Origin of the sequence: Cupriavidus sp. NPDC089707 (genome assembly GCF_044748965.1) — a bacterium.
Classification (GTDB): domain Bacteria; phylum Pseudomonadota; class Gammaproteobacteria; order Burkholderiales; family Burkholderiaceae; genus Cupriavidus.
Genome location: NZ_JBIVHB010000019.1, coordinates 82,409 through 108,772, shown reverse-complemented (window position 1 = coordinate 108,772; position 26,364 = coordinate 82,409). Strand labels below are relative to the sequence as shown.

Here is a 26,364-nt window from a genome sequence, read left to right as displayed (position 1 = left end):
GCATCAACGATACGCAAGCACCAGCTGCATGTCCGCGCTGTCGAAACCTTCGGTAAATCCAGCCCGGATACCCTCCAACAACTGTGTGGCGGGTTCCTCCTTGCCCTGCTGGCGCCATAGCCGTGCCAGGTCCAGCGCGGCCCGCAATTCCAGCGACCTGGCATGCTGGTGGCGAGCGACTTCCATCGCCTTGTGGAAACACGCTTGCGCTTGCGCCTCGCCATCAGGCCGCCCCTCGGCAGCCGAGCGTTGCTGTAACAGCTGACCCTGGAGACGGAGCCACTCCGCTTCGCAATAGTGCTCTCCGGCCTGGTCCACCGCGTCTTTCGCCACGGCAAGCGCGTCCAGCCCCGCCTGCCATTGCCCCTGGCGTCCGTAGGCGTTGGCCAGCAGGCACTGGAAGTGAGAATTGCCCAGGACCGCGCCGGTGGCGTGATAGGCCGCCAGCCCTTCGTCCATCAGGGCGATGCCTGCCTCTTGCTGCCCCTGTTCTGCCAGCGCCCAGCCGCGAAGGATGGTCGTCCACGCGCGCCAGAGCGGGAAACCCTGCTCGGTCGATAGCGTGATGGCAGCGTCCGCATATTCTTGCGTGAGTCGGGGCTCGCGGCGGAACTGGTGCAGCTCTGCTGCCTGGCATAGGGCATGGGCCAGGCTGAAGGGGTGGGATAGCTGCCGCGCCAGCGCAAGTCCGTCCTGCGCGCACTGAAGGGCCTGGTCTGGGTAGCCAAGGGCCCAGAGTACGAGCGCTGAAATCGACAGGGCACGCACTTCCGGATCCACGCCATGGACATTGAGGTGGGTGAGATGCGGTCCCGCGCCGTAGAGCGCCAGGGCATCGCGCAGATGGGCATGCGCGATGCCGAATCTTCCCGAGTAGTACGCGGTCATCCCGAGCGCCACATGCGCCTCGCCCGACAACTCCGGATCGTTCGTTTGACCGGCCAGCCGCAGCAGCTGCTTGCCCAGCCGGTAAGCCTTCGCATGTTCCGCGCGCAGCGAGAAATAGGTACGCAGCCCCACCAGCGTTGGAAACAGCTGCGGCGTGTCGCCGCTCTGGCCGCATAGCGCCAGCGCGCGGCTGTAGGTCGCTTCCACTTCAGATGCGGCAAAGCCGCGCGCGGCGATCAGCGCCGGCCCGATGGCCAGCCGCAGCACGAGCTCCTGCTGCGCGCGTTCCGGGGTATCCGGCTGGCGGCCGAGCCATTCCAGCGCGGCATTCAGGTGGCTGATCGCCTCGTGGTAGGCAGAGCGCTGGACGGCCTGCTGTCCTGTGTACTGCAGGTATTCCACCGCCTTCAGGCCGTTGCCGCTGAGGCTGTAGTGCCGGGCCAGTTCGCCGTAGTGATCCTTCAACTGGTTCTGGAACAGCGCCTCGATCGCCTGGGCCGTGCGCTGGTGCAGCGCGGTGCGTTGCTCCGTGAGCAGGCTGTTGCCGGCCACTTCCTGGGTCAGCGCGTGCTTGAACGTGTATTCGGTGTCGGGGAACGCCGGCCGCTCGTAGATGAATTCTCCTGCCTCCAGCTGGGCGAGGAGGGGGCGCAACTGTTCATCCGGCTGCGCTACCACGCGCTGGATCAGGCGGAGGGAGAACTCCTTGCCGATCACGGCCAGCGTCTGCAGCAAGTCTTTCTCGGCACGGGACAGCCGGTCGATGCGGGCGGCAAGCACGCCTTGCACCGTCGTGGGGATATGCAGCGCTGTGGGTGTCTGCTCGATGCGGTAATGGCCGGGCTCGCCAAGCAGCACCTTCTCCTCGCACAGGGTTTGCACCACCTCTTCCATGAAGAATGGGTTGCCCTCGGTCTTTGCGAGGATAAGGCGCTTGAGGGCCGTCAGCGCCGGATCGTCGCCAAGGAGCGCGGTGAGCAGTTGCCCGGCCTCCGCCTGGCCCAGCGGGTCCAGCCGCAGCGGCGTGTAGCTGTGTTTCCGGCTCCAGCCATGCTGGTACTCCGGCCGGTAGTTCAGCAGCAGCAGGATCCTGGCGCCGGAAAGGCGCTCGACCAGGACATCCAGGAAGGCCTCGGTCTCGCTGTCCAGCCATTGCAGGTCCTCGAACAACAGCACGAGCGGTTGATTGCGGCTCTCGCGCGCCAGCAGGCTGGTGATCGCCTCGAACGTGCGCTTGCGCCGGATCAGCGGATCCATGTCCGGCAATGCCGAGCCGGGTTCGCTGATGCCCAGCAGGTGCAGCAGGTATGGCAGCGCGTCTTCCAGTGTCCGGTCGAGCATCACCACGCGGCCGGCAACCTTCTCGCGGCATTTCCGTTCGTCGTCGTGGACCTCGAGCTGGAAGTAGTTCTTGACCAGTTCGATCAGCGGGAGATAGGCAAAGGCCTTGCCGTGGGACACCGAGAATGTCTCCAGCGTCAGGCAGCCGCTGGGAACGCGCGCCTTGAATTCGTGGAAGAGACGCGATTTGCCGACCCCGGCCTCGCCGACGACCGCGACGATCTGCCCATGTCCGGCCGCGGAACGCTGCAGCGCCTGCTGCAGCGCTTCCAGTTCCCGGTCCCGTCCGACAAAGCATGCGAGGCCGCGGTGCGCCGCCACCTGCAAGCGCGTGCGCAAGGGCCCGATGCCGGTCAGCTCGTACACGGCCAGCGGCATCGGGATGCCCTTGACCTGGGCAACGCCAAGCGGCTTGAACGCGAAATACCCTTCGGCGAGCCGATAGGTGGATTCGCTGACAAAGATCGACGACAGCGCGGCCATGGTCTCCATCCGCGAGGCAATGTGGATGGTGTGGCCGACCGGGTCGTAGTCCGTGTGCAGATCGTCCTTGCGGATCGAACGCACGACCACCTCGCCGGTGTGGATGCCGACCCGCATCTGCAGCGAGATGCCTTGTTCCAGCCTGAGCCTGTCGCTGTGGCGCTGCATCGCCTTCTGCATGCGCAGCGCGGCGTACAGCGCACGCTGGGGATGGTCCTCGTGAGCGATCGGTGCGCCGAACAGCGCCAGGATGCCGTCGCCCAGCGACTTGGCGACGTAGCCCTCGTAGTAGTGCACCGCCTCCATCATCAGGTCGATCACCGGCGTGATCAGCCGGTGGGCGTCCTCCGGATCCAGGTCGTGGATCAGGGCGGTCGAGCCGGCCATGTCCGCGAACAGGACGGTGATGGTCTTGCGCTCGCCGGCGGCCTCGCCACGGGCTTCCAGTGCGGCCTGCTCGCTGCGGATGCGTTCCGCCAGATGGGCCGGCGTGTAGGAGACCGGGGCAGTGGGCACAGCGGGGGGCAGATCACCGCAAGGTTCGCCGCAAGCACTGCAGAAGCGCGCCGCCGGGGCCAGGGCATGGCCGCAGCGGCGGCACTGGCGGGCGAGGGCGCTGCCGCACTGCTGGCAAAAATTGGCGCCCGCGGGGTTATCGCATCCGCACTTTATGCACTGCGCCATGGGGCCTCCTCGGGGACGCTTCCTTCATAGGATTAGTGCGCAAAGCCGTCCATCGCAAGAGGCGCCGCCAGGGGAGGCTGGCATCGGCCCAAACCGGCGGGCCAGTCAGCTTCGAAGTGCGCTGATGCCGTCCGGTTTCGGTTCCGTGGAGATGCTACAAGATGTCTTCCAGATTGTCCTGCTGCGACCGGATGTCTTCCGGACTGAACACGATATACCCGAGGGCTCTCAACAGACGCACCGCCTCCAGTTCGGCATCCAGGTACACCGGCCGTTCCGTGCGCCGCGCGCGCGCGGGGGCGCTGGCGTGCGTGCCGGCAGGGGGGGCGGGGAAGGACTGCCCGTCCGGCTGCCGCGCGGTCAGGATGCGGCAATGCTCGACGCTGGGCTTCCATGACACGTCGACGGCGGCATTGAAACGCGCCGCGCACAGCCGCAAGCGCTTCAGCGCCTGCAGCCAGCCGATAAATGCGTCGCGCTCCGACGGCTGGTAGCCCTTCAGCAGCGTACTGAGCTGCTCGTGGGCGGCGGGGTTGGCCGCGGCCGGGTCGTCGTCGAGCAGCGCGATCTCCAGCGCCACCCGCTGGCACCTGTCCTGGTCGTAGATCGTGCATTGGCAGTCGAGCACGCCTTCCTGCAGCAACTCGCACAGCAGGGCCCACACCCGCGGGTTCTTGTCGAGCCGGCCATCGAGGGTGGGATCGATCTGGCCGAGGATATCCGCAAGGAGGCGGCCGCTGTCCGCCTGCACGGCACGCGCAAATGCCATCGCGTTGTCCGAAGGGCTGTCGCCACGCGCCAGCCGTTGCAATGCGGCTTCCTTCAGTTCGTGGATCTCCGCGACGGTATCGGCGGCCTGCTTCCAGGCAAACGCTTCCAGGCCGCCAGCCAGCTTGCGCGCGGGCCTGGCAAGCTGGCCTGCCAGCGTCTGGATAAAACTGGTGCAGACGCTGCAGTGACATTCGAGCCGGCCCGCGTGCAGGAAGCCGGCATACAGGCGCTCCCGGTGCCCGCAATGCGGGCACTCCACCGAGAAGCCACCCTGCCGCGCGACGCGTTGCGAGGCGAGCAGTCCATCGACCTGGTAGTGCGCCTGGCCATCGCAGCACGGGCAGATCCATTCCAGCTTGTGAGCGCCGTCGCGCGGCGCGACCGCGCGGTCGAACTGGCGCTCGATTGCGCTGCGCGGAATGCCTTGCGAGCGTCCAAGCACGTCGGCGGCATAGCGCCAGTAGCAATACGAGTGGGCGGCGGCGGCCGCTTCCGCATCAAGACTCTGCAAAGCAGGGATGAGATGCGTGCTGCGCCGGATTTCGTTGGCCTTCGCGTCGACCAGCGCGGCCCCGCCGGGCATCACCGCCTCGAGTGCGGCACGACTCTGCGCGAGGAAGTCCGGCACGTGGACGCGGCGGATGAAGTCCTCGTTCTCGAGCCAGAACATATGCCCGGGCAAGGATTCGAGCGCATCGACGCCGGCCCTGACTTCCGCCATGCCGGAACAGGCGAGGAACGTGAAGGGCTTGCTGAACAGGAATGCATCGGCCATGTTTTGTCAACGGAGTATCCCGCCCACGGCCAGTACAGCACCGCGTGCGATGGTTTCACCCCGTGGCTCCTGCCAGGCCGATCGCGCGGACGGCGCATGCTTCTCGCATCAGCCCGCTTTTTTGGGGAGATTCCCCTTGTTATTGTTCAGGTATGTCTGATTCCGCACAGGTTAGCCCTGCCGGTTAGGACAGGATAGGCGACGGTCATGGATCCGTGCAAAGGCCAATAGTCGACTGCTGCAAGTTCCCGGCGGTCAGCGATCCTTCTTCTTCGGGGGCAGTCCTCCGGCGTAGTGCCGACTGACTGCCCTGGCCGGCACGTCAATGCATATGCTGCCCGCCGTTGATGGCGATATTCGCACCCGTCACGTAGGCCCCGTCCTCAGAGCAGAGGAAGGCAACCAGTCCGGCCACTTCTTCCGGCTTGCCAAGGCGCCCCATCGGGATCTGCGGCAGGATCTTGCTTTCCATGATGTCCTGCGGGACGGCCGTCACCATCTTGGTGGCCAGGTAGCCCGGCGATACGGTGTTGACCGTCACGCCCTTCCTGGCGACTTCGAGCGCCAGCGATTTGGTGAACCCATGCATGCCGGCCTTGGCCGCCGCATAGTTGGTCTGGCCGAAAGCGCCCTTGGAACCGTTGACCGAAGAGATGTTGATGATCCGACCCCAGCCACGCTCGACCATGCCATCGCAAAGGGGTTTGGTCATGTTGAAAACCGAGTCAAGGTTTGTCCTCATCACGGCGTCCCAATTCGGCTTGTCCAGCTTCCTGAATGCCATGTCGCGCGTAATGCCGGCGTTGTTCACCAGGATGTCGACGCGGCCAAGATCGGCCAGGATCCGGGCCGCGCTCGCCTGGCAGCTGTCGTAGTCGGCCACGTCGGCAGCGTACGCGTGCATCTCGCGGCCGCCGGCGGCCATGGCAGCCAGCCATTCCCGCACCTTCGTGTTGCCAGGCGAATGCGTGACCACCACCGTATGGCCGGCGTCGTGCAACCGGACGGAGATGGCCTCTCCGAGGCCGCCCATGCCGCCGGTAACCAGTGCGATTCTTTTCATCATTCGGATTGCTCTCGTTTTCGAGGTTAATAAGCCGCCGAGCCTGCCCTGAATGGCAGACCGACTGGACGGTTTTGTTGTGGCAGCCGCGACCCTGCCGGCGCAGTGCGGCGGGTCCGCTGGTCGATAAGCCGGGGTATTTGGTAGCAAGGGCGCCGGCTATTCCGGCGCCGCATCACGCCTTGAAGAGGCGAGACGTTGCCTGGCGGGCCGCGCCCGTGGTGGCACCAGCGCTTGCGGCGAGATTGGCGGTGGTCACGTCTGCCATCTGCTGGGTGATGGCCTGCGCCGCGCGGTAGGAATGATTGGCGGCATCTACCGTCGACTGCAGCAAGGCGGTAATGGCTTCGGAGCCGGCCGGGGCATTCTTCACGAAGGTGTCGACGAAGGCCTGCACATTGCGATGGTGCTGTTCGTACTGATCTTCAACGGCCTTGGCCAGTTCCGCGTGAGCCTGTGATGCGATCTCGCACACGCGTTGTGCATACGAGATGGCCTTTTCCGCGGAGGCCTGAGGCAGGTTACCCGGCACCGCCAGCGCGTCACGCAGATCGTTCCCGGCTGTCGCGGCCCTGAGGCCTTCCTGCCCCTCGGCCAGGGATGCCCTGGCCGCCTGCAGGTTCAGTTCCGCCAGCTTCTGGATCCCTTCAAGAGCCGTGTTCGACAGCCTTTCCAGATTGGCGAGGTTGTTCTTGTGGACTGCTGCAAACTGATCGGAAGTAAAGAAAGACATCCTTTGGGTTCCCCTTTTGTTGGTCGCCGGGTGTCAGCAGCAAAGGCTGTGAAATCCAATGCGAGCGCTGTTGCCAGGCGGTCATGGCTGCCGTCGCGGCAGCGCAGCAACCGAGGGCCAGAGGTTAGAGGAAATCTTCTAATTTGATCCCTAGGGACTTACCCAAATCGGCGCTGCATATCGGCTCATATGTGCTTTATGCGCCATGTATATAACATTTACTTACACATTTATGCTGCACCGCGAGATTACCTTTTCGGAGGAAGACGGACCTCGGGAGCTGTCTTAGAAGATTCATATCGCGCCTTGATAATTCGTGTAAGGCGGTATTGAATGAACGTTCCCGGCGCATGCGGCAGGTGCCGAGAGCTCAAAGGACCTTTGCAGAGAAGCGCATTTCGCCGTATGTGCCAATTCCTGGCGACGACGGCATTCATTCCCCCGCAGACGACAACGACGCAGGAGACGAACGTGCTGAGTCCACATGAAATTGCCGCACTCATTCTGGTCAAGGATGCCCCGAATCCGGAGGAACTGGATCCCGTGGCTATTGACATGCTGCTCACGCATCAATTTGTCACGCTCGAAGACCGGCCTTCCGGCCAGGCGTGTCCCCGCCTCACCCCGCGCGGCGATTCCGTTCTGAAGGCCGTCGGGCGGTTCCGCTAAGCCGCTGCCTGGCTGACACATCCTTACCCTTCCGTCCGTGGCGCTGCCATTTGCAGCAGGCCTGCCAGCAAGCCGCGTGTTTCGGCTGCGTCTCGGCTCGCTGGCCCCAGGCTAATTCGCACGACCCATTGGCGCCTCTGTGGCGACACGCTGCTGCCGCAGAGGCCGCCGGGTCCAACCTCAGGAGTCCATCATGCCTACGTTGCCCACCGAACAATTTTCGGCCCTCCACGCCGCCAACCTCGACCTGCTTTTCAGTCTGACGAACCAGACCATGGTCGGCTTCCAGAAGCTGACCGAACTGAATCTGCAGACAATGAAGGCGACCTTGGCGGAAACCCAGGACAACCTGAAGAAGGCGTTCGCCGCCAAGGACGTGCAGGAGCTGCTGGCGCTGCAAGCGAGCTTGTTGCAGCCGGCTGCAGAGAAGGCACAGGCGTACCGGCGTCAGTTCGTTGAGATCACCTCGGCCACACGAGCCGAATTCGCGAAAGTCGCCGAAGCACAGTACGAGGAAAACAAGCGCAAGGTGCAAGACGTCATTGACAACGCCACCAAGGCCGCCCCGGCCGGCTCGGAGGCCGCCGTGGCCGCCTGGCAATCGGCGGTGAGCGCCGCCACCAGCCTGTGCGATACGGTGCAGCAATCGGCCAGGCAGGCAATCGAAATCACCGAAAGCAATCTGGACATAGCTGCTGCCGCCGCATCGAACGCAGCGCGGCAAGCGACTGCGCAAGCTGCGCGTGCCACCAAGCGGTAGCGTGCGACGTCGACTGACGACGTCGATTCCTTTTTGCAGATTGCGCGGCGCCATCGGAGAAGGTGTGCCGTAGCTGCCCGACACACTGTTTCCGCCAGATTCGAGGGGGGCAGTAGCCGCAGTTGGTGGACAGGGCCCTGACCAATGCAGTCAGGGCCCATTTCCATTTGAGTTTTCCTGCCGGCGCGGTACTGCGGAAAACGCTGCTTTCCGGCCTCAGCCTGCCGTAGACAACGCTCGCCAGCGAGCGTCATCGGCATCGCACTGATGTGCGCCCGCGACCGATCTATGGTTCGCCGGCCGCCAGAGGTGGCCTGTCACTGCGCGTATGGCCATATCGCTTGTACAGGAAATGATCCACCGGCCAATTGCCGGCACCACGACATAGCAACACGAGCAGCATCGCCGCCCACTGGATATGCGTGGGCCAAGCCAGCGGATAAACGAATACCTCGATCACTGTGGTCGAAAATTTCTTGTGCGACAAACGGCTGTCGATAACGCAGAATGCAGTCATGGCTTCCCGAGCGCGCCGTCGTGACGGCCACCCCAGTTGCACGGGCGATCCCCAGGATTCGGCTCTTTCCGGCCTCGGATCCGGACCAGCGGCCCGCCGGGCCGATGGCACCGCGGATTGGTCGGTTGCCATGATGCGGGCCCAGGGCGGCGACCGCGAAGCCTACCGATACCTGCTGGAAGCCATCACCCCCTACGTGCGGGCACTTGCGGCCCGCCAGGTCCGCAACCGCGGCGACCTGGAGGATACGGTGCAGGACGTGCTGCTGACGGTACATGCGGTGCGTCACACCTATGATCCGGCCCGCCCGTTCGGCCCGTGGCTGGTTGCGATCGCCAATCGGCGCATCGTCGACGGCCTGCGCCAGCGTGGCCGCATCGGCTCGCACGAGACTGTGCTCGACACGGAGCATGAAACCTTTTCGGCCTCCGGCGCGAACTTTCAGGAAGAGGCTGTTGATGCGCGCGCGGTGCGGGATGCCATCGAGCAGCTCCCCATCGGCCAGCGCGAAGCGGTGCGCATGCTGAAACTGGAAGAGATGTCGCTCAAAGACGCTGCCGCCGTCAGCGGGATGTCGGTGGCGTCGTTGAAAGTGGCCAGCCATCGCGCCTTGAAGACGCTGCGCAAACTGTTTGCATCGCAAGGTAACAAGACGTGATTCCCACCCCTGACCTGATCGACTCCCTGGTGGCCGACGCGACGCCGGTGCGACGCTTGCGCCCGCCGGCTGTGCGGGCGGCACGGTGGCTGCTGCTTGCAGCGCTGGTCATTGTGCTGGCCGCGCTCCATCATGGGGTGCGGCCAGACTTGGCGTTGAAACTAGCGCAGCCCGTCTTTGTCTCCGGTGTGGCGGCAGCGGTGCTGACCGCTGTGCTGGCCGCCATCGCCGCGTTCATCGCCAGCGTACCTGGCCGCTCGCCACGATGGCTGATGCTGCCGGTGCCAGCAGTCCTGGTTTGGATCGGCACCATCGGTTACGGCTGCCTGACCGACTGGGTCAGGATCGGCCCGGGCGGCATCTCGCTCGGCGAGACAGCCAGTTGCTTCGCCACGCTGATGGTGGTCGGCCTGCCGCTATCGTTCGCCATGCTCTTCATGCTGCGCTATGTGGCACGACTGTCCCCTGGGCCGGTGGCAATGTGCGCCGGCCTTGCCGTTGCCGCGATGACAGCGACGGCCCTGTCCTTGCTCCACCCGTTGGATGCCACGGTGATGATTCTGCTGTGGAATTTCGGCGTGGCGCTGCTGCTGGTTGGCGTCAGCGGCCGGTATGGGCATTGGCTGTTCGCATGGATGGCGGCGCGCTGAAACGACTGCGTCCCCCTCGCATACCGACCTCAACACGCCCGATAGGGCTAATATCGACGCCTGAGGCGGACGACCGGCAAACCGTGCCCGGCGCACGCTTTTGAGTGTTCGACGACCACGGATGCCCCGTGCCCACCTTTCCAGGAGACACAACATGCCGAGCAAGAATACGATCTGTTTGTGGTACGACCGCGATGCGCTCGACGCCGCGAACTTCTACGCCGCGACATTCCCCGACAGCGCTGTCAAGGCCGTCCTCCGAGCCCCCGGCGATTATCCCGACGGCAAGGAAGGCGATGTCCTGACCGTCGAGTTCACCGTTGCCGGCATTCCCTGCCTCGGTCTCAACGGCGGCCCCCATTTCAAGCACAGCGAGGCGTTTTCCTTCCAGATCGCGACGGACGACCAGGCAGAAACCGACCGCCTCTGGAACGCGATCGTCGGCAACGGCGGCCAGGAAAGCGAATGTGGCTGGTGCAAGGACCGGTGGGGACTGTCGTGGCAGATCACCCCGCACGCACTGACCGCGGCGATCACCGATCCCGATCGCGCGGCGGCCAAGCGCGCCTTCGACGCAATGATGACGATGCGGAAAATCGATATCGCCAAGATCGAGGCGGCCCGGCGGGGGGCATGATCCAGTTGCCGGCCTGCACGCGCCTACACGCGCTGCGCCTGCCGCGACCGCCACTTCGACACGCTGCAGCCAAACTCGCCACTGAACCAGCGCGAAAACGTGCTCAGTGACGTAAATCCCAGCAGCGTTGCTACCTCCGACAACGGCCTGTCGGGGTTCTCGATATAGCCGACCACCAGGCCCGCACGCGCCTGGTTCAGGATTTCGGTATAGCTGGTCTGGTCCCGCGCCAGGCGACGGTGGATGGTGCGCCGGTCCACACCTAAGTGCTGCGCCACCCGGTCCACCGAGCACATGCCGGTGGGCAGCAGCACGTAGACCAGCTTGCGCACCTTGTCCGGCATGGTGGCGTTTGCCTGGGCCAGCAGGCTGCCGAGGTAGCGCTTGACCTGGCCTGCCATCACCGGATCGTAGGACGGCAGCGGGGCCTCCAGGTCGGCGGCGGCGCAGACGATGCCGTCGAAGTCCTGGTTGAACAGCGGGTCGATGCCGAACACGCGCGTACAGGTTGCCACGCTGGCGGGTGCCGGATGCGTGAAGCAGATGCTGCGCGGGCGCCAGGACGCACCCAGGAACAGGCTCAGCATGCGGAACATCACGCCCACGGCGAGGTCGGTGGCCTGCCGCAGCACGCCGGGCTCCTCGGTCAGGACGTGGAGCCGGATGATGACCAGTCCTTCGGATTCCTCCATGCGCATGGCCAGCGATTCGTTCTGCAGGCCCATGTATCGCACCATGGACTCCAGCGCGCGGCGCAGCGTGGGCTGCTCGCGCACCACGAAGGCCAGCGGCCCCAGGTTCGAGAACTGGCGCAGTTCCGCCATGCGCAGGCCGAAGTCGTCCACCTGCGCGGCGCGTGCCGAGGCGTCCAGCAAGCGTCCCACCAGCGCGGCGGGGATGCGGATGTCGGGATCGAGCAGCACGTCGCGGCTGATCCTGGCCGCGCGCATTTGCTGGTGCGGATCGAGGCCGACGGCGCGGGCCACTTCGACGTAGTTGGTAAGGCTGGCGCTGCGCAGGTAGTAGGACATCGCGTTATCCGAGTGTCGCGAGATGCAAGCCGATGGCGTCCGAAGGGCTGCCGATCATCGTTGCATGCCCTCAGCGCCCGCAGCGCTTGCGTTGCCGTTTGCGTTGCCGTTTGTGTTGCCGCTTGCGTGCCGCCGGCGCCATGCCAGCGGTGGTTCGCCGAACTGGATCGAGAACCAGCGCGTGAACGTGCTGGCCGAGCTGTAGCCCAGCAGTTCCGCCACCCGCAGCATGGCGTATTGCGGGTTCTCCACATAGCGCAGCGCCAGTTCGCGCCGCACTTCATTGAGGATATCGGTGAAGGTTTCGCCGGCTTCGTCGAGCTGGCGCTGCATGGTGCGCAGGCTCAGTCCCAGTCCCTGCGCCACGCCTTCGCAGGTGGCGCGGCCCATCGGCAGCATCAGGTAGACGGCATTGCGCACATCCCGGCCGATGCTGGGCGCGTTGATGCGCGGCAGCGTGTCGACAAAGCGCTCGGCATAGCGCGCCATCGCCGGATCGCCGGTCGGGTTGGGCGTGTCGAGGTCGGCTGCCCGGCACACGATGCCATTGAATTCGCTGTCGAACTCCAGCGGACAGCCGAACAGGCGCCGGTGGACGCGCAAGTCATCGGGCGCGGGATGCGTGAAGTTGATGCTCAGCGGGCGCCAGTGCGAGCCGAGCAAGGCCCGGCACAGGCGGAACACCACGCCCAGCGCCAGCTCGGTGCCCTGGCGCGAAGGCTGGTCCAGCACGACTTCCTGGCGGATGATGACCGCGCCGCCGGCTTCTTCCAGCAGGATCGACACGGATTCGTTGACCAGGTGCCGGTAGCGGATGATCGTGGCGAGCGCCGCGCGCAGCGTGGGCTGCTGGCTGATCAGCAGGCTCATCACGCCGAAGTCCGAAAGCTGCCGCGATTCCGCCATGCGCAGCCCGAAGGTCGGGCAGTCCGCGGCCCTGGCGGCGGCTTCCAGCAGGGTGGCGCAGGCGCTCACCGGAATGCGCTGGTCCGGCTCCGCGAGCAGCGCCCGGCTGAGCCTGGCGGTGCGCAGCAAAGGCTGCGTATTAAGGCCAAGTTCGCCGGCCACTTCAAAGAAATTGGTCAGTGCCGCGGCACGTACCAGCGTGTCCAAGGTTGTCTCCCCGCTTATGGCTGGCTGCTTATCGCGGCGGGCTTGCCGGGAAGCCGCCGCATTGTCTTTGCAGCGGCATGATAGGCGGGGTTGGCATGAAATGCAAAGCCGCTGGAGCCTATTGCAAAGCCGCCAGGGCCGCGGCGCCCTACATTGCTTGCATGCGCGGCACACACCGGTGCCGCAGTGTTCCAAGGAGACAAGTGCATGGCAAAGATCGTCCGCATGTATGAGACTGGCGGCCCCGAGGTATTGCGTTATGAAGACGCGCCGGTGGGAGATCCCGGTGCCGGGCAGGTGCGCATCCGCCACGTGGCGGTGGGCCTGAACTACGCCGACACCTACTTCCGCAACGGCACCTATCCGGTACCACTGCCGTCCGGCATGGGCGTCGAAGCCGCGGGCGTGGTGCAGGCCATCGGGGCTGGCGTGACCAACGTCGCCGTGGGCGATCGCGTCACGTATACCGGCTTCATCAACACGCTGGGCGCCTACAGCACCGAGCGCCTGGTGCCGGCGGCGCCGCTGATCCGCCTGCCGGACACCATCGGCTTCGAGACCGCGGCGGCGATGACCATGCGCGGCCTGACTTCGGCCTACCTGATGCGCCGTATCCATGCGTTCCAGCCTGGCGAGGCCATCCTGCTGCACGCGGCGGCCGGTGGCGTGGGCCTGATCGTGTCGCAATGGGCCAGGCTGCTTGGCCTGACGGTGATCGGCACGGTGTCGAGCGAGGCCAAGGCCGAAGTGGCGCGCGCCCATGGCTGCGACCACATCATCAACTACAGCCATGAAGACGTGGCCAAGCGCGTGCGCGAGCTGACCGACGGCGTCGGCGTGTCGGTGGTGTTCGACAGCGTCGGCAAGAGCACCTTCGCGTCTTCGCTGGATTCGCTGCGGCGCCGCGGCACCATGGTCTGCGTAGGCACCGCCTCCGGGCCGATCCCGCCGTTCGACCCGGTGCTGCTGGCCATGAAGGGCTCGCTGTTCCTGACCCGCCCGGCGCTGGCCGACTACATCTTTGATCCCGCAGAAAAGTCGCAACTGGCCGAAGAACTGTTCGATCACGTCGGGTCCGGCCGCATCCGGATCGAGATCAACCAGCGCTACGCGCTCGAAGACGCGGTGCTGGCGCACCACGACCTGGAATCGCGCAAGACCACCGGTTCGTCGATCTTTGTCATCTGAGGAGCCAATGCCATGCGAGTCCAACCACTCACTTGCGCGCTGGGCGCCGAACTGAGCGGCGTCAACCTGGCCGATGCCGTGCGCGACGACGGCTTGTTCGCCGAGATCCGCGCGTTGCTGCTGCAGCACCGCGTGCTGTTCCTGCGTGACCAGAAGCTCAGCCGTGCCGAGCATGTTGCCTTCGCCAGCCGCTTCGGCGAACTGGAAGACCATCCGGTGGCCGGCAGCGATCCGGAACATCCTGGCCTGGTGCGCATCTACAAGACGCCCGAGCAGCCGAACGACCGCTACGAGAACGCCTGGCATTCCGACACGACCTGGCGCGAGGCGCCGCAGTTCGGCGCGGTGCTGCGTTGCGTGGAATGCCCGCCGGTTGGCGGGGACACCATGTGGGCGAACATGGTGCTGGCCTACGAGCGGCTGCCCGACCTTGTCAAGACGCAGATCGCCGACCTGCGCGCGCGCCACAGCATCGAAGCCAGCTTCGGCGCCGCCATGCCGATCGAAAAGCGCCTGGCGCTGAAGGCGCAGTATCCCGATGCCGAGCATCCGGTCGTGCGCACGCACCCGGACACCGGCGAGAAGGTGCTTTACGTCAACGCCTTCACCACGCACTTCACCAACTACCACACCGCCGCGCGCGTGCGCTTCGGGCAGGACGCCAATCCGGGCGCCGCCGACCTGCTGCGCTACCTGGTGAGCCAGGCCTATATCCCCGAATATCAGGTGCGCTGGCGCTGGGCGCCCGACAGCGTGGCGATCTGGGACAACACCGCCACGCAGCACTACGCGGTGATGGATTACCCGCCGTGCCACCGCAAGATGGAGCGGGCCGGCATCATCGGCACGCGGCCGTACTGAACCCTGGCTTCGAGCAAATGAACATGCAAGACAACCTTGGTACCAACCTTGTTACGCCGGCCAAGTCGGCCTACGCCTATCCGCTGCTGGTCAAGCAGCTGCTGACCAATGCCCTGAGCCTCTACGGCGACCAGGAGATCAGCTACCGCGGCGAGATGCGCTATACCTTCCGCGACTTCCGCCACCGCATCGGCAAGCTGGCCTCCGCGCTGGCGGCGCTGGACATCCGCCATGGCAGCACCGTGGCCGTGATGGACTGGGACAGCCACCGCTACCTGGAATGCTATTTCGGCGTGCCGATGATGGGCGCCACGCTGTTCACCGTCAATGTGCGGCTGTCGCCCCAGCAGATCCTTTATACGCTCAACGACGCCGGCGCCGCGGTCGTGCTGGTTCACCCGGACTTCCTGCCGGTGATCGAGCAGATCCGCCCGCAGCTCACCGGCAACCCGCGCTTCGTGCTGCTGGCAGATGGCCAGGACGTGCCGCAGACCGGCGTGCCGCTCGCCGGCGAGTACGAGGCAATGCTGGCGCAGGCGTCAGCCGATTTTGATTTTGCAGACTTCGACGAGAACACCAAGGCCGCCACGTTCTATACGACCGGCACCACCGGGGATCCGAAGGGTGTCTGCTACAGCCACCGCGAGATCGTGCTGCACACGCTGGCGTCGGCGACGACCCTCTGCGCGCCGCGTGAAGGGCAGCGCATGCATCGCGAGGATGTCTATATGCCCATCACGCCGATGTTCCACGTGCTGGCGTGGGGCATCCCGTATATCGCCGTGATGCTGGGACTGCGCACGGTGCTGCCGGGCCGCTACGTGCCCGATCAACTGCTGAAGCTGCGCGAGACCGAGAAGGTCACGTTCTCGCACTGCGTGCCGACCATCCTGCAGATGCTGTTGCAGGCGTCCGCCGACGGCAAGCCGGACCTGTCCGGGTGGAAGATCATCATCGGTGGTTCGGCGCTGCCGCCCGCGCTGTGCGAGGCGGCGCTGGCGCGCGGCATCGACATCTTTGCCGGCTACGGCATGTCGGAGACCGGACCGATCGTGTCGCTGGCGCAGCTGCCGCCCGGGCGCGCGCCGAAGGACCATGCCGAAGAAGTCCGCATGCGCTGCTCCACCGGACGTCCGGTGACGCTGGTGGACTATCGCATCGTCAGCGAAGACATGCAGGACCTGCCGCGCGACGGCAAGAGCCGCGGCGAGATCGTGCTGCGCGCGCCGTTCCTGACCAAGGCGTATTTCGGCAAGCCGGCGGCATCGGAAGACCTGTGGGCCGGCGGCTACCTGCACACGCAGGATGTCGCGGTGATGGGCCAGGACGGCTTCGTGCAGATCGTCGACCGCATCAAGGACGTGATCAAGACCGGCGGCGAGTGGGTGTCGTCGATCGAGGTGGAGAACCTGATCACCGAAGTGCCCGGCGTGCTGGAATGCGCGGTGATCGGGGTTCCCGATGCCAGGTGGGGTGAGCGGCCGATGGCGTTCGTGGTGCGCAAGCCTGGCGCGGGCGTGGATGCGGAGCAGGTCCGCGGGCATCTGCTGGGACACGTCGCATCGCAGCGCATCAGCAAGTATGCAGTGCCCGAAGCCGACCGCATCACATTCGTCGAGGCAATCCCGAAGACCAGCGTCGGCAAGATCAACAAGAAGCAGTTGCGGGAAACCGCAGCCTGAGAGGGAAGGTAAGGAGCTTGGCGCCAGTCCTTTGGCGGGGACTGGCGATTTTTTATGTGCGCGCGACTCAGGCGATGACCTGCTTGGCGTAGGTCGCGCGCTGCATCTCGCACACTTCCACCGATACCTGTACCGATTGTCCGCCCTCCGCGCCGGTGCGCACGGCATCGGCGATCACGTCGCAGACGGCCTGGCCCAGCGCCTGTCGCACGGCGGTGTCGCGGCCATCGAGGATCGACAGGCGCGCAAAGACGAACGCGCGATCCGCGGCATCCACGCCCTGGCGGTAGGTCGACAGCGTGATGCAGCGCGACTTGATATCGGCCTCCTGGAACTGCCCCGACGCCAGCAGCGCGGCGTTTGCTTCATCGAGCAGTTCTTCCTGCGAGCAGTTCAGGCGGGTATTTTCCGTGAGTTCGATGACGAGGTGGGGCATGGCGGTATCCTGGATGATCCTGGCGATGGTGCCGGCATGGTGCCGACGAGAGTGCCGTCGAAAGCGAGCATGATACGGGATCGCGCGCCAGGTGGAATGCAACGGAGCGCCCGAAGGCGCCCCGCTTGGCTTGCCGCAAAGGTGGCTGCGGATCAGGCGTGGACGTACTCACGCATGACTTGCGCAGCCGGCTCAGTGGCGAAACGTGCCGGGTTCTCGCGCGCCAGCTGCTGCAGTTGTTCAAGCTTGGCCTTCAGCCCGGCATCGAGCTTGGGGGCGGGCATCACCGTGGACGGGCAGGCCACCCCAAGGATGCAGAGTGCATGCTGGAAGTTTTCAAGCGTCAGACCGAGGGCCGGATCGACGCTGACGAGGTGGTCGCGCATGGCTTCCGGCATGGATGCCGGCGCGGCGCATGAAAGGATCGCGTAATGGACGGGTGCCACGGCCTGTGCAAAATAAGCGGCGATCTCCGCGCCGTGGCCGCCACTGGCGGCCGGGGTCATGGCTTCGATCTGCAGGTCCAGCTGCTGCAGGATCGCGGCCGGCGTGCCGCGGCGCCAGGCATCGGACACCACCACGCGCGCACCGGCGACACCGAACAGCCGGCGAACAAGTCCTAGCGCGATCGGGTCGAAGAACCTGACATCGCGCAGCGTGCCTGAATCCGGAATGCCGCCAAGGCGGGCGCGGGAGCGGTCGGAGTACAGGACGCCGGGTACGTCCAGCATGATCAGTCGTTCAGCCATGGTTTCCTGGGCGGATGCCAGTTCAGTTGGTGTGAAGCAAGATTACTAGGCAGCCGGCGGCCTACACGTAACTGGCACCGCTTCAGTTGAAACAGATCTGTAACTTTGTCGAGGAAGACGTAAATGCCGGTTACGTCGCCATGACAAATGTTTCGCGCAGACACATCTGCCTGTCGTTAAGCGATCGGGAGCGACAAAGCTTGCCGCTCAGAAGCGGAATCGCGCCACATCCTCGGCCAGGACGGCGGCCTGGTGATCGAGGCGCCCGGCCTGTCCACCCAGTTCGTCCACCAGCGCGGCATTCTGCTGGGCGGTCTGGCGCAGCTGCGTGACGGATCCGGCAGCCGCCTGCACACTGGCGGCCTGCTGGTCGGCCAGCGCGCACAGGGTTCCGGCCAGCGCATGGCTGTGCCGGACCGCGGTGGCGATACGCTCCATGGCTGCAACCACGTCACCGCTCAGGCGCGCGCCCAGGCCGATTTCATGCGTGGCCGTGCCGATGATGCCGCCGATCTCGCGCGCGGCATCGGCGCTGCGCTGGGCCAGCGCGCGCACTTCCTGCGCGACCACGGCAAAGCCGCGCCCGGCCGGGCCCGCCCGGGCGGCCTCGACGGCGGCGTTGAGCGCCAGGATATTGGTCTGGAACGCAATGCCCTCGATCACGCTGACGATTTCCGCGATGTGGCGCGAGTGCCCGTGCAGCGCGTCCATGGCGCCGCGCATCTGGCGCACCACGTCCGCGCCGGCATCGGTGGCGGTGCGCGCCTGGTCGGCCAGCAGGCTCGATTCGGTCGCCTGGGCGTGGGCGTCGGCAACGCGCCCCGCCAGCGCCTCCATGCTGGCACCCGCGGCATCGAGTGCGCTGGCCTGCAGCTGCGTCCGGGCCGACAGGGCGTGATTGTCGGCGGCGATCTGCTGGCTGGCCGCGGCGATCTCCTGCGCGGAGCCATGAATGCGTGCCAGCACGCCGGCGAGCTGGTCACGCATGCCCGCCACGTGGTGCAGCATGCTGTTGCAATCCGAGGGATGCAGCGCGATCGTGGCGGTCAGGTCGCCGGCGGCAATGCGCCGCGCAATCTCGGCGGCGTCGCGCGGCTCGCCGCCCAGCTCGGCCCGCAGGCTGCGCGCGGCGATCCACGCCAGCCCTGCCGCGGCCAGCAGGCTGGCGCCGAGCAGGGCCACCATCCACGCTTGCGCGCGCAGCTGGCTGCTGGCGACGCTTGCCACGGTGGCGGCGGCCTGCCGCTCCTGCTGCACGCGCACCGCCTCGATGCGCTGGCTCAGGGCCTGCAATTGCTCGGTGACGAAGTGGCCCTCAACCGAGACCGCGCTGTCGAACTGCAGCGGATCGAGGGGCTGCTTGCGCAGCAGCGCGACATAGCCTTGCACCAGCTCGGCCGCGCGTTGCCGTGCCTCGAGCACCGGCCCGGCCTGCGTGGCATTGGCCTGGCGCACGCCGGCCAGCGCCGCGTCGAGCCGCGCCAGCGCCTGGTCGATCTCGCCGGCGGCGGTGTCGCGCTCGGCGCCGCTGGTGGCCATGGTCAGCGCCAGCTGGGCGCGGCCCAGTGCGGCCAGCGCCGAATGCGCGCGCTCGGCCGACATGGCGCCATGCATGTCCTGCTGGTAGAGGGTATCGGTGCGCGCCTTGATCGACACGAGGTTGGCGATACCGGTCAGCCCGACCGCGGCCCCGAACAGGTAGACCAGGGCAAAGGCGGCGCAAAGGCGTGCGACCAGCGGCAGGCGGCCCAGACGCGAAGCGGCCTGGCCTATCGCGGCAAAAGCCGGGCGGCCGCCCGGCAGGCTTGACTTGATGACGTGCAACACGGAGATGACTCCAGACGGGCGCGCGTCCAGCCAACCGCAGCGGGCGGCAGCGCAGCCCGGGCTTGACCCGGTATGCCGTCGCGCCTTCCTCATTTGGGCGGGTCGCTGGCGGCGCACGGATGGTGACCTATCAATGTGACGCTGGCGTGACATGACAAGCGCGGGACTGTCATCGTGTTGTCATATCCATGTCATGCAATGTGGCCCGCCGCAGGGTCTTGTGCCCTGCCAATCTGCTTTGCCTCCCGGATCCATTCATGCCCGGCCACGACGCCGCACCGCCACCGTTCCAACTCATACCAGGCCTGCGTGCCGGGCCGGCGGTGCCTCGCGCGCAAATCCCGCCGCTGCATGCGATATTCCAGCCGATCGTGCAGGCCGGCAATGCCGAGCTGCTCGGCTACGAAGCGCTGATCCGCGGCCCGGCGGGTTCGCCTTACGCATTGCCGGAAGCGTTGTTCCGCCTTGCACAGGGCGTGGAGAACACTATCGCGCTGGAAATCGAGGCAGCGCGCACCGCGTTGGCCGCCTGGCGCGGCCTCGACCTGCCGGGCAAGCTGTTCCTGAATTTCAGTCCGATGACGTTGCGGTATCTGCTGGCCGATCGCGAGCGCTTGTCGGCGGCGTTGCTGCGAGCCGGTATCGCACCGTCGCGGCTGGTGGTAGAAGTCACCGAGCAGACCCCGATCGGCGATGCCGCGAGCTTCGGCACGGCCATGTCGCTGCTGCGCGAGCTGGGCATGCAGTATGCGCTGGACGACTTCGGCTCCGGCCATGCCAACCTGGACCTGCTGGCACATCTGTCGCCCCAGTTCGTCAAGATCGACAAGTCGCTGGTACGCGGCATCGCCTCGTGCTCGCGGCGGCTGGAGATACTGCGTGCGGTGATGCGCATGATGAGCGCCTTCGGCGGGCGTGTCATTGCCGAGGGAGTCGAGCATGAGGAAGAACTTGCGGTGGTCCGCGACCTCGGCGTGACCGGTGCGCAGGGCTACTACATCGGCCGGCCTTCGGCACGCCCGGATACGCAGGTGGCCCCGCAGGTGCGGCGCACGCTGGCATCCCGGCATATCGCCGTGTTTCCGCAGGTGGTGCGCTCGGGCTGGTCCGGCACGACCGCCGGGCGGCTGTTGCGTCCGGCACCGACGGTATCGCCGGCCGCCAGCAACGACGCGGTGCTGCGCATGTTCCAGAACCAGCCCGAGCTGCATGCCGTGGCGGTGGTCCATGACGATGGACGGCCGCTTGCCATCATCGGCCGCCAGGGTTTTATCGACCGCTATGCCGCACCGTTCCACCGCGAGCTGTATGGCAAGAAGGCCTGCATTGCCATGGCCAACCGCGAACCGGCCTGCTTCGAGCGCAGCGCGACGCTGGAGGAAATGGCGCAGATCTTGTCCGCAGAGAACACGCGCTCGCTGGCCGATGGCTTTCTCATCACCGAGCAAGGGCGTTATATCGGGCTGGGGACCGGCGCCGACCTGATCCGCGCGATCACCGAAGTGCGCATGGAGGCGGCACGCTATGCCAATCCGCTGACGTTCCTCCCGGGCAATATCCCGCTCAACCAGCATATCGAGCGCCTGATCGAGGCCGCCAGCGAGTTCCGTGCGTGCTATGTCGACCTGAACCACTTCAAGCCGTTCAACGACAAGTACGGCTACTGGAAAGGCGACGAAATGCTCAAGGGCGCCGCCGCGATCCTGGCCGAGGCGTGCGACCCGGCACGGGATTTCCTTGGCCATGTCGGCGGCGACGACTTCCTGGTGCTGTTCCAGAGCAACGACTGGCCGGCGCGGATGGACGAGGCGATCCGGCGCTTCAACGATGCGGCACTTGCCATGTATGCGCCCGGCGATCGTGCTGCAGGCGGCATGCAGGGCGAAGACCGGCACGGCCAGCCAGTGTTCTTCCCGCCGGTATCCATGGCGGCGGGCGTGGTTTGCGTCAGCGGGGAGGGCGTGGCCGCGCTGCAGCGCCTCGGCAGCCAGCATATCGGCGCGGCCGCGGCAATCGCCAAGCGCGAGGCCAAGCGTTCGGCCACGGGGGTGGCGGTGCTCGAGTTCCTGTCGCTGGCGGCAGCGCTGCAGGCCTAGGGTCCGTGAACAGACCCTAGCAATCAGAGGGCTTGCCCGCGGTCAGCTTGCCACTGGCTACCGGCAGGCGCGGCAGGCTGCTTTCCTCCAGCACATCGAGCCGATAGCCATGGGCGTAGACGACGGTGACGATGATGCCGTTCTCGATGCCAAGCCGCAGCGTCTTGCGCAGCCGCGACATCAGCCCCGCCAGCGCTCGCGACAGCGGCGGCAATTCATGGCGCCATACCGTCTGCTCGATGCGGCTGTTGGGCAGCACCCGGCCGATATTGGAAAACAACAGCATGGCCAGGTCGAATTCCTTCGGCGTCAGCTCGATGCGCTCGTCGCGCAACGTGGCGAAGCGCCCGACGCTGTTGAGCTGGTATGGGCCGGCACGCACCACCAACCCCTGGCGCAAGCGCTCGCCGGTCACGCGGCGGCGCAGCGCGGCGATGCGCGCCAGCAGCACCCGGTGGCTGAGCGGACGGCACATGTAGTCGTCAGCACCGGCATCCAGTGCAACGACCAGGCGGTCTTCGCTGCTGTCGCTGCCAAGCATCATGATCGGCACATCGCGCGAGCGCGCGCTGCGCACCGCCCGGATCACGTCGATGGCCGGGATGTCGGCCACTTCGTCGGGAATCAGCAGCATGTCGTAGGTCTGCTGCAGGGCGCTGTGGATCAGGTCGCGGCCCGCGTCGAAGATGCAGTAACGAAAACCCGAGCGCTCCAGCAGGTCTGGAATGTCCTGGAGCTGGAGCGACCTGCCCAGCAGCAGCGCAATAGTGATCGGCGGCGGCATACGAAGCGAGCGTGACGGCGTGTGAGAACGGCAGGAACGGGGCGGATACCGGACGCCGGGTAGCGGGCAGATACCGGACCGCGTTGCATCGGGGTCGGAACCGAAGCGCGGCGCATTGCAGGCTGCGAATCGCGGAGCACCATGCGGCATCAAAGGGTAAAAAGTCGCGTGCCGTGGAACAATCGGACAATTCCGAAAAGCTCGCCGTTTTTGCCCTTTTCCCTCCGACGCGCTAACGGGCAGGCATGGATGACCAGCCAGGCTTGTGGGGGAGACCAAGTTGTCCACAGATCCTGTGGACAACGGGCCGGCCCCGGGGTTGGGGGCCGCATGGCACCGTCATCCCATCGGCGTGCCAAAAAAGAAGGCAGGCGGTGCGGTGCGGCATCAACATCCGGCCCGCGGTGTGCCAAAATAGCGCGCATCGTGTTCCGGACCGGGGACTCAAGCCACCGATGCTGCAGAGCCCGAGCATCATCGCCGTCATCCTCCTGGCCTTTCACGCTGTTGGCGTGGTGGCGGCGCTCCACGCCGTCATGACGGTGCGCACCGCGCCCGGCGCCATTGCGTGGGCGGGGTCGCTGTTGATGATGCCGTACATCACGCTGGTTCCGTACCTGATCTTCGGGCGCAGCACCTTTGCCGGCTACGTCGACGCGCGCCGCTTCAATGACGACCGGCTGCGCGAGATCCGCCACGGCATGACCCCGCGCGAACGCGAGGCACGCAGCGCCTGCGTGGTGCACGCGCCAACGCAGGTCTGCATGCGCGCGCTGCCGCAACTGACCGGCATGCCATGCCTGGCCAACAACGACGTGCGGCTACTGGTCAACGGCACGCAAACCTTCGATGCCATCTTTGCCGCGATCGGCCAGGCCAGGCAGGTGTTGATCGTGCAGTTCTTCATCGTCCACGACGATGCGCTGGGCCGGCGCCTGCAGGCACTGCTGTGCGAGCGCGCGCAGGCCGGCGTCAAGGTCTACTTCCTGTTCGATAGCATTGGCTGCCATGCGCTGCCGCGACGCTACGTGCGCACGCTGCTCGAGGCGGGCGTCAATGCCCGGCCGTTTTCCACGCATCGCGGCTTCGTCAACCGCTTCCAGCTCAACTTCCGTAACCACCGCAAGCTGGTGATCGTGGATGGGCGCGAGGCGTTTATCGGTGGCCATAATGTCGGCGTGGAGTACCTGGGCGAGCGTCCGCCGCTAGCGCCGTGGCGGGACACCCATATCGCATTGCGCGGCAGCGCCGTGCTGGACCTGCAGATGTCCTTTGCCGAAGACTGGTACTGGGCCGCGCGCGAAGTCCCGCATCTACTGATGCCGCCACCCGAGGTGGGCGGCCGCATGACCTGCCAGGTGGTCCCGACCGGCCCAGCGGACTCACAGGAAACGTGTTCGCTGTTCTTTGTCGAGGCGATCCAGTCGGCGCGGCACCGGCTGTGGATCACGTCGCCGTATTTCGTGCCCGACGAGGCGGTGTTCGCCGTGCTGCGGCTGGCGGTGCTGCGCGGCGTCGATGTACGCATCCTGATACCGGCGCGTCCCGATCACGTGGTCGTCTACGCGGCGTCGACCATCTATGCGTACCAGGCAGTCGCGGCGGGAATCAAGCTGTATCGCTACCAGCCGGGCTTCCTACACCAGAAGGTGATACTGATCGACGACGAGGCCGCCGCGGTGGGCACGGCGAACCTCGACAACCGCTCATTCCGGCTCAACTTCGAGCTGATGGTGATGACGGCGGACAAGGGCTTCGCTGCCGACGTGGAGGCCATGCTTGAAACCGATTTTGCCAACGCCACACGCATCGGGCTGGATGAATTCCTGGGCGCGCCCGCGCCGCTGCGTGTGGCCATGCACGTGGCCAAGCTGTTCGCCCCCATCCTCTGATTCCGGCTGCGGATAACGGCTTGCGGCGAGCCGGCGGCGCTTTGTTTGTGTACACTGTTCACTATAAGCGCCTGCAGATAATGAACCGAATCCAGCATCACAGGGGAGCCGCATGAAGCCGGCCGTCCCCGCGCCACCGGCGCGCGCCACTTACCGTCACGGCGACCTGCGCCGCGCCTTGCTTGACGCCGGCATCGACCTGGCCCGCGAAGGCGGCCCCGACGCCATCGTGCTGCGCGAAGCGACGCGCCGCGCCGGCGTTGTTCCCAATGCGGCTTACCGGCACTTTGCCAGCCGGCAGGACCTGCTTCAGGCGGTGCGAGCGTCGGCCTTGTCGTCGCTGGCGATCGCGATGGAGGCCGAGATCGGCGGACTGCGCCCGGGCCGTGGCGCCGCTGCCCATGCACGCGCATGCCTGCGCGCGGTCGGCACGGGCTACCTGCGCTTTGCGCTGGCGGAAACCGGCCTGTTTCGCACGGCATTCTCCGTGCCGGATGAAGTCGAGGATGACGCCGATCCCGCCAAAGCGGGCAACAGCGGGCTCAACCCGTTCCAGCTGCTTGGCGCTGCGCTCGACAAGCTGGTGGAGTCCGGCGCATTGCCCCCCGAGCGGCGGCCCGGTGCCGAGTACCTGGCCTGGTCCGCCGTGCACGGGCTGGCCATCCTGCTGATCGACGGTCCGTTGCGCAGCCGCGCGCACGAAATGGCCGAGCTGCTCGGGCAACGGCTGCTGGAAATGGTCGAGAAGGGTCTGTAGCCCCGCGCCGCGCTCAAAAAAAATTGCCACGACGGCGGGGACCATCGTGGCAGTGCAAGGAACCAGGAAGGGGGGCAACCTGGCTCTGTCGGGGCACCCGCGGACCGGGTGCAAGGGCAATGTAATACGGGCTTTCTCATGCGAATATCGGACAATTCCTAAATATGTCCTTGAATTGTCGTGACTCGGATTGTGCTGCGGCGCAGCGCTCGTCAAGTCATCGCCAAGAGCGGTCCGGGCGCCGGTGGAATTGCGTGGCAGCCGCGGCGGTCTAACCCTGTGCCCGCAACCCAGGCTGGCGACGCAAGGAGGGACCCATGCGCTACGGATATGGAGTGTTGCTTGCGGCGGCGCTGGTCAGCGGGTGCGTGGCTTATCCCTATGCCGGCGACGACTACCTGGCCTATCCCGCCTACCCGGTCAGCTCGCCGTACTACAGCGGCTATCCGGTCACGCCCGGATACCCCTATTACGGCCCCGGATACGGCAGCTACTACGGCAGCTTTGCCTTTTTCTATGGCGGTGGTGGCCGCAGCTGGAACCACGGACACCACGGACATCGCGGCTGGCATGGTGGCGGCCGTGGCAGAGGCGGCTGGGCTGCTGGCGGACGTGGCGGAGGCAGGGGCCGCTGATCGCTGATGGATATCAGGCGGGGATCTCTGGCCGGGATGTCTGGCGGGACGGCCAGGACGCACGAATTCCAGGCCAACCCGTTTGGCGGCGAGGTGCGCTACCGCCAGGCGTCTGACGCTACGTCCTGGGCGCGGGCCGCGGCAGCTAAGGCAGCTGCCGCAATTGGCCGATCACGGACATCAGGCGCCCGTGCGCCACGATGACACCCGATTCGTCCTGCAACGCTTCCTGGTAGCGCTTGCGAAAGCCGGGATCGGCGCCGTCGCTGAAGAGCTTTTCGGCGGCGCGCGCCACGGCGCGGCAGGTCTCGTCGTGATGCTCCTTCGATTCAAGTTCCTCATCGACCTCGATGATCAGCCGCGACAGCGGATCGAGCCAGCGAAAGAAGTTGTCCTCCGTGACCAGCTGGACAAACAGTCCGGCCGGGATCGGGCCATTCAGCCGTTCGTACTGGCTGCGGTCATAGCCGATGACTTCCTTGTGAACTTGCAGCAAGGCCGCCCGCAAGGCTTGCAGCCCCGAGCGGCGAGTTTCCTGGGTGGCGAGGAATTGTTCGTTGGGCATGCCCATCTCCGCGTTTCCACTGGTATGGCCCGGCAGCCGGTCCGGTCGCTCCGGCACGCGTTCCGGCGCACATCGTGGGCTTGTCCGGGCGGGTCGCCATCACCTGCCCCGGATCTCCG

23 protein-coding genes and 1 pseudogene are annotated in these 26,364 nt (G+C 66.0%); 12 read left to right on the top strand and 12 right to left on the bottom strand.

Annotation, left to right across the window (positions count from 1 at the left end; translation table 11 throughout):
• Positions 1–3: 3 nt before the first annotated feature.
• From ACIP1U_RS24890 to ACIP1U_RS24875, 4 genes are all read right to left on the bottom strand, one after another.
• A complete protein-coding gene (locus tag ACIP1U_RS24890; RefSeq protein ID WP_400320701.1) occupies positions 4–3,396 on the bottom strand; it encodes an adenylate/guanylate cyclase domain-containing protein in 3,393 nt (1,130 codons plus the stop codon).
• Positions 3,397–3,550: 154 nt separating this feature from the next.
• On the bottom strand, positions 3,551–4,942 hold the full coding sequence (locus ACIP1U_RS24885) for a hypothetical protein (RefSeq protein ID WP_400320698.1): 1,392 nt from the start codon (positions 4,940–4,942) through the stop codon (positions 3,551–3,553).
• Between the two features lie 322 nt (positions 4,943–5,264).
• The gene (gene phbB, locus ACIP1U_RS24880; RefSeq protein ID WP_400320696.1) at positions 5,265–6,008 is read right to left on the bottom strand and encodes an acetoacetyl-CoA reductase; all 744 of its coding nucleotides are present in this window, start codon (positions 6,006–6,008) and stop codon (positions 5,265–5,267) included.
• A gap of 172 nt (positions 6,009–6,180) precedes the next feature.
• Positions 6,181–6,738, bottom strand: a complete 558-nt coding sequence (locus ACIP1U_RS24875) for a phasin family protein (RefSeq protein WP_400320693.1) — start codon at positions 6,736–6,738, stop codon at positions 6,181–6,183.
• Positions 6,739–7,143: 405 nt separating this feature from the next.
• On the opposite strand from ACIP1U_RS24875, the gene ACIP1U_RS24870 reads away from it, so the two are divergent.
• Together ACIP1U_RS24870 and phaP are read left to right on the top strand one after the other, a co-directional pair.
• On the top strand, positions 7,144–7,407 hold the full coding sequence (locus tag ACIP1U_RS24870; RefSeq protein ID WP_400320691.1) for a hypothetical protein: 264 nt from the start codon (positions 7,144–7,146) through the stop codon (positions 7,405–7,407).
• Positions 7,408–7,600: 193 nt separating this feature from the next.
• The gene (phaP, locus tag ACIP1U_RS24865) at positions 7,601–8,167 is read left to right on the top strand and encodes a TIGR01841 family phasin (protein ID WP_400320688.1); all 567 of its coding nucleotides are present in this window, start codon (positions 7,601–7,603) and stop codon (positions 8,165–8,167) included.
• Between the two features lie 286 nt (positions 8,168–8,453).
• On the opposite strand, the pseudogene ACIP1U_RS24860 reads toward phaP, so the two are convergent.
• A pseudogene (locus tag ACIP1U_RS24860) lies at positions 8,454–8,633 on the bottom strand (DoxX family protein); the annotation flags it as partial.
• Between the two features lie 181 nt (positions 8,634–8,814).
• On the opposite strand from ACIP1U_RS24860, the gene ACIP1U_RS24855 reads away from it, so the two are divergent.
• The 3 genes from ACIP1U_RS24855 to ACIP1U_RS24845 all read left to right on the top strand — a co-directional run bounded on the left by ACIP1U_RS24855 (position 8,815) and on the right by ACIP1U_RS24845 (position 10,629).
• A complete protein-coding gene (locus tag ACIP1U_RS24855; protein ID WP_400320685.1) occupies positions 8,815–9,342 on the top strand; it encodes a sigma-70 family RNA polymerase sigma factor in 528 nt (175 codons plus the stop codon).
• Positions 9,339–9,992: an NrsF family protein gene (locus ACIP1U_RS24850; RefSeq protein ID WP_400320683.1), complete on the top strand. Its 654-nt coding sequence runs from the start codon at positions 9,339–9,341 to the stop codon at positions 9,990–9,992. The genes ACIP1U_RS24855 and ACIP1U_RS24850 overlap by 4 nt, the downstream gene beginning before the upstream one ends.
• A 154-nt stretch (positions 9,993–10,146) precedes the next feature.
• Positions 10,147–10,629, top strand: a complete 483-nt coding sequence (locus tag ACIP1U_RS24845; protein WP_400320680.1) for a VOC family protein — start codon at positions 10,147–10,149, stop codon at positions 10,627–10,629.
• Positions 10,630–10,652: 23 nt separating this feature from the next.
• Here the strand turns inward: ACIP1U_RS24845 and ACIP1U_RS24840 are convergent, their stop codons facing one another.
• Positions 10,653–11,660: an AraC family transcriptional regulator gene (locus ACIP1U_RS24840; protein ID WP_400320677.1), complete on the bottom strand. Its 1,008-nt coding sequence runs from the start codon at positions 11,658–11,660 to the stop codon at positions 10,653–10,655.
• Between the two features lie 54 nt (positions 11,661–11,714).
• Positions 11,715–12,773, bottom strand: a complete 1,059-nt coding sequence (locus ACIP1U_RS24835) for an AraC family transcriptional regulator (protein ID WP_400320674.1) — start codon at positions 12,771–12,773, stop codon at positions 11,715–11,717.
• Between the two features lie 207 nt (positions 12,774–12,980).
• Between ACIP1U_RS24835 and ACIP1U_RS24830 the strand changes: the two genes are divergently transcribed.
• The 3 genes from ACIP1U_RS24830 to ACIP1U_RS24820 are packed head-to-tail and all read left to right on the top strand — an operon-like array spanning position 12,981 to position 16,504.
• Positions 12,981–13,961 (top strand): quinone oxidoreductase family protein, encoded by a 981-nt coding sequence (locus tag ACIP1U_RS24830; protein ID WP_400320671.1) that lies wholly within the window; start codon positions 12,981–12,983, stop codon positions 13,959–13,961.
• A 12-nt stretch (positions 13,962–13,973) separates the two neighbouring features.
• The gene (locus ACIP1U_RS24825; protein ID WP_400320669.1) at positions 13,974–14,822 is read left to right on the top strand and encodes a TauD/TfdA dioxygenase family protein; all 849 of its coding nucleotides are present in this window, start codon (positions 13,974–13,976) and stop codon (positions 14,820–14,822) included.
• Positions 14,823–14,845: 23 nt separating this feature from the next.
• Positions 14,846–16,504: a fatty acid--CoA ligase gene (locus ACIP1U_RS24820; RefSeq protein ID WP_400320667.1), complete on the top strand. Its 1,659-nt coding sequence runs from the start codon at positions 14,846–14,848 to the stop codon at positions 16,502–16,504.
• Between the two features lie 67 nt (positions 16,505–16,571).
• Here ACIP1U_RS24820 and ACIP1U_RS24815 read toward each other — a convergent pair whose 3' ends face one another.
• The 3 genes from ACIP1U_RS24815 to ACIP1U_RS24805 form a co-directional block, all read right to left on the bottom strand.
• On the bottom strand, positions 16,572–16,940 hold the full coding sequence (locus tag ACIP1U_RS24815; protein ID WP_400320665.1) for a 5-carboxymethyl-2-hydroxymuconate Delta-isomerase: 369 nt from the start codon (positions 16,938–16,940) through the stop codon (positions 16,572–16,574).
• 152 nt (positions 16,941–17,092) lie between these two features.
• Positions 17,093–17,689 (bottom strand): HAD domain-containing protein, encoded by a 597-nt coding sequence (locus ACIP1U_RS24810; RefSeq protein ID WP_400320662.1) that lies wholly within the window; start codon positions 17,687–17,689, stop codon positions 17,093–17,095.
• A 207-nt stretch (positions 17,690–17,896) separates the two neighbouring features.
• Positions 17,897–19,516 (bottom strand): methyl-accepting chemotaxis protein, encoded by a 1,620-nt coding sequence (locus ACIP1U_RS24805; protein WP_400320660.1) that lies wholly within the window; start codon positions 19,514–19,516, stop codon positions 17,897–17,899.
• 257 nt (positions 19,517–19,773) lie between these two features.
• Here ACIP1U_RS24805 and ACIP1U_RS24800 point away from each other — a divergent pair, with 257 nt between their 5' ends.
• On the top strand, positions 19,774–21,612 hold the full coding sequence (locus ACIP1U_RS24800) for an EAL domain-containing protein (RefSeq protein WP_400320658.1): 1,839 nt from the start codon (positions 19,774–19,776) through the stop codon (positions 21,610–21,612).
• Between the two features lie 16 nt (positions 21,613–21,628).
• Here the strand turns inward: ACIP1U_RS24800 and ACIP1U_RS24795 are convergent, their stop codons facing one another.
• Positions 21,629–22,384 (bottom strand): response regulator transcription factor, encoded by a 756-nt coding sequence (locus tag ACIP1U_RS24795; RefSeq protein WP_400320726.1) that lies wholly within the window; start codon positions 22,382–22,384, stop codon positions 21,629–21,631.
• Positions 22,385–22,851: 467 nt separating this feature from the next.
• On the opposite strand from ACIP1U_RS24795, the gene cls reads away from it, so the two are divergent.
• The 3 genes from cls (at position 22,852) to ACIP1U_RS24780 (ending at position 25,680) form a co-directional block, all read left to right on the top strand.
• Entirely contained in the window at positions 22,852–24,288 is a 1,437-nt protein-coding gene (gene cls, locus ACIP1U_RS24790; protein ID WP_400320655.1) for a cardiolipin synthase, read from the top strand.
• 112 nt (positions 24,289–24,400) lie between these two features.
• The gene (locus ACIP1U_RS24785) at positions 24,401–25,045 is read left to right on the top strand and encodes a TetR/AcrR family transcriptional regulator (RefSeq protein WP_400320652.1); all 645 of its coding nucleotides are present in this window, start codon (positions 24,401–24,403) and stop codon (positions 25,043–25,045) included.
• Between the two features lie 317 nt (positions 25,046–25,362).
• Entirely contained in the window at positions 25,363–25,680 is a 318-nt protein-coding gene (locus ACIP1U_RS24780; protein ID WP_400320649.1) for a hypothetical protein, read from the top strand.
• A gap of 145 nt (positions 25,681–25,825) precedes the next feature.
• On the opposite strand, the gene ACIP1U_RS24775 is transcribed toward ACIP1U_RS24780, so the two are convergent.
• Positions 25,826–26,251: a hypothetical protein gene (locus ACIP1U_RS24775; protein ID WP_063241386.1), complete on the bottom strand. Its 426-nt coding sequence runs from the start codon at positions 26,249–26,251 to the stop codon at positions 25,826–25,828.
• Positions 26,252–26,364: the final 113 nt, after the last annotated feature.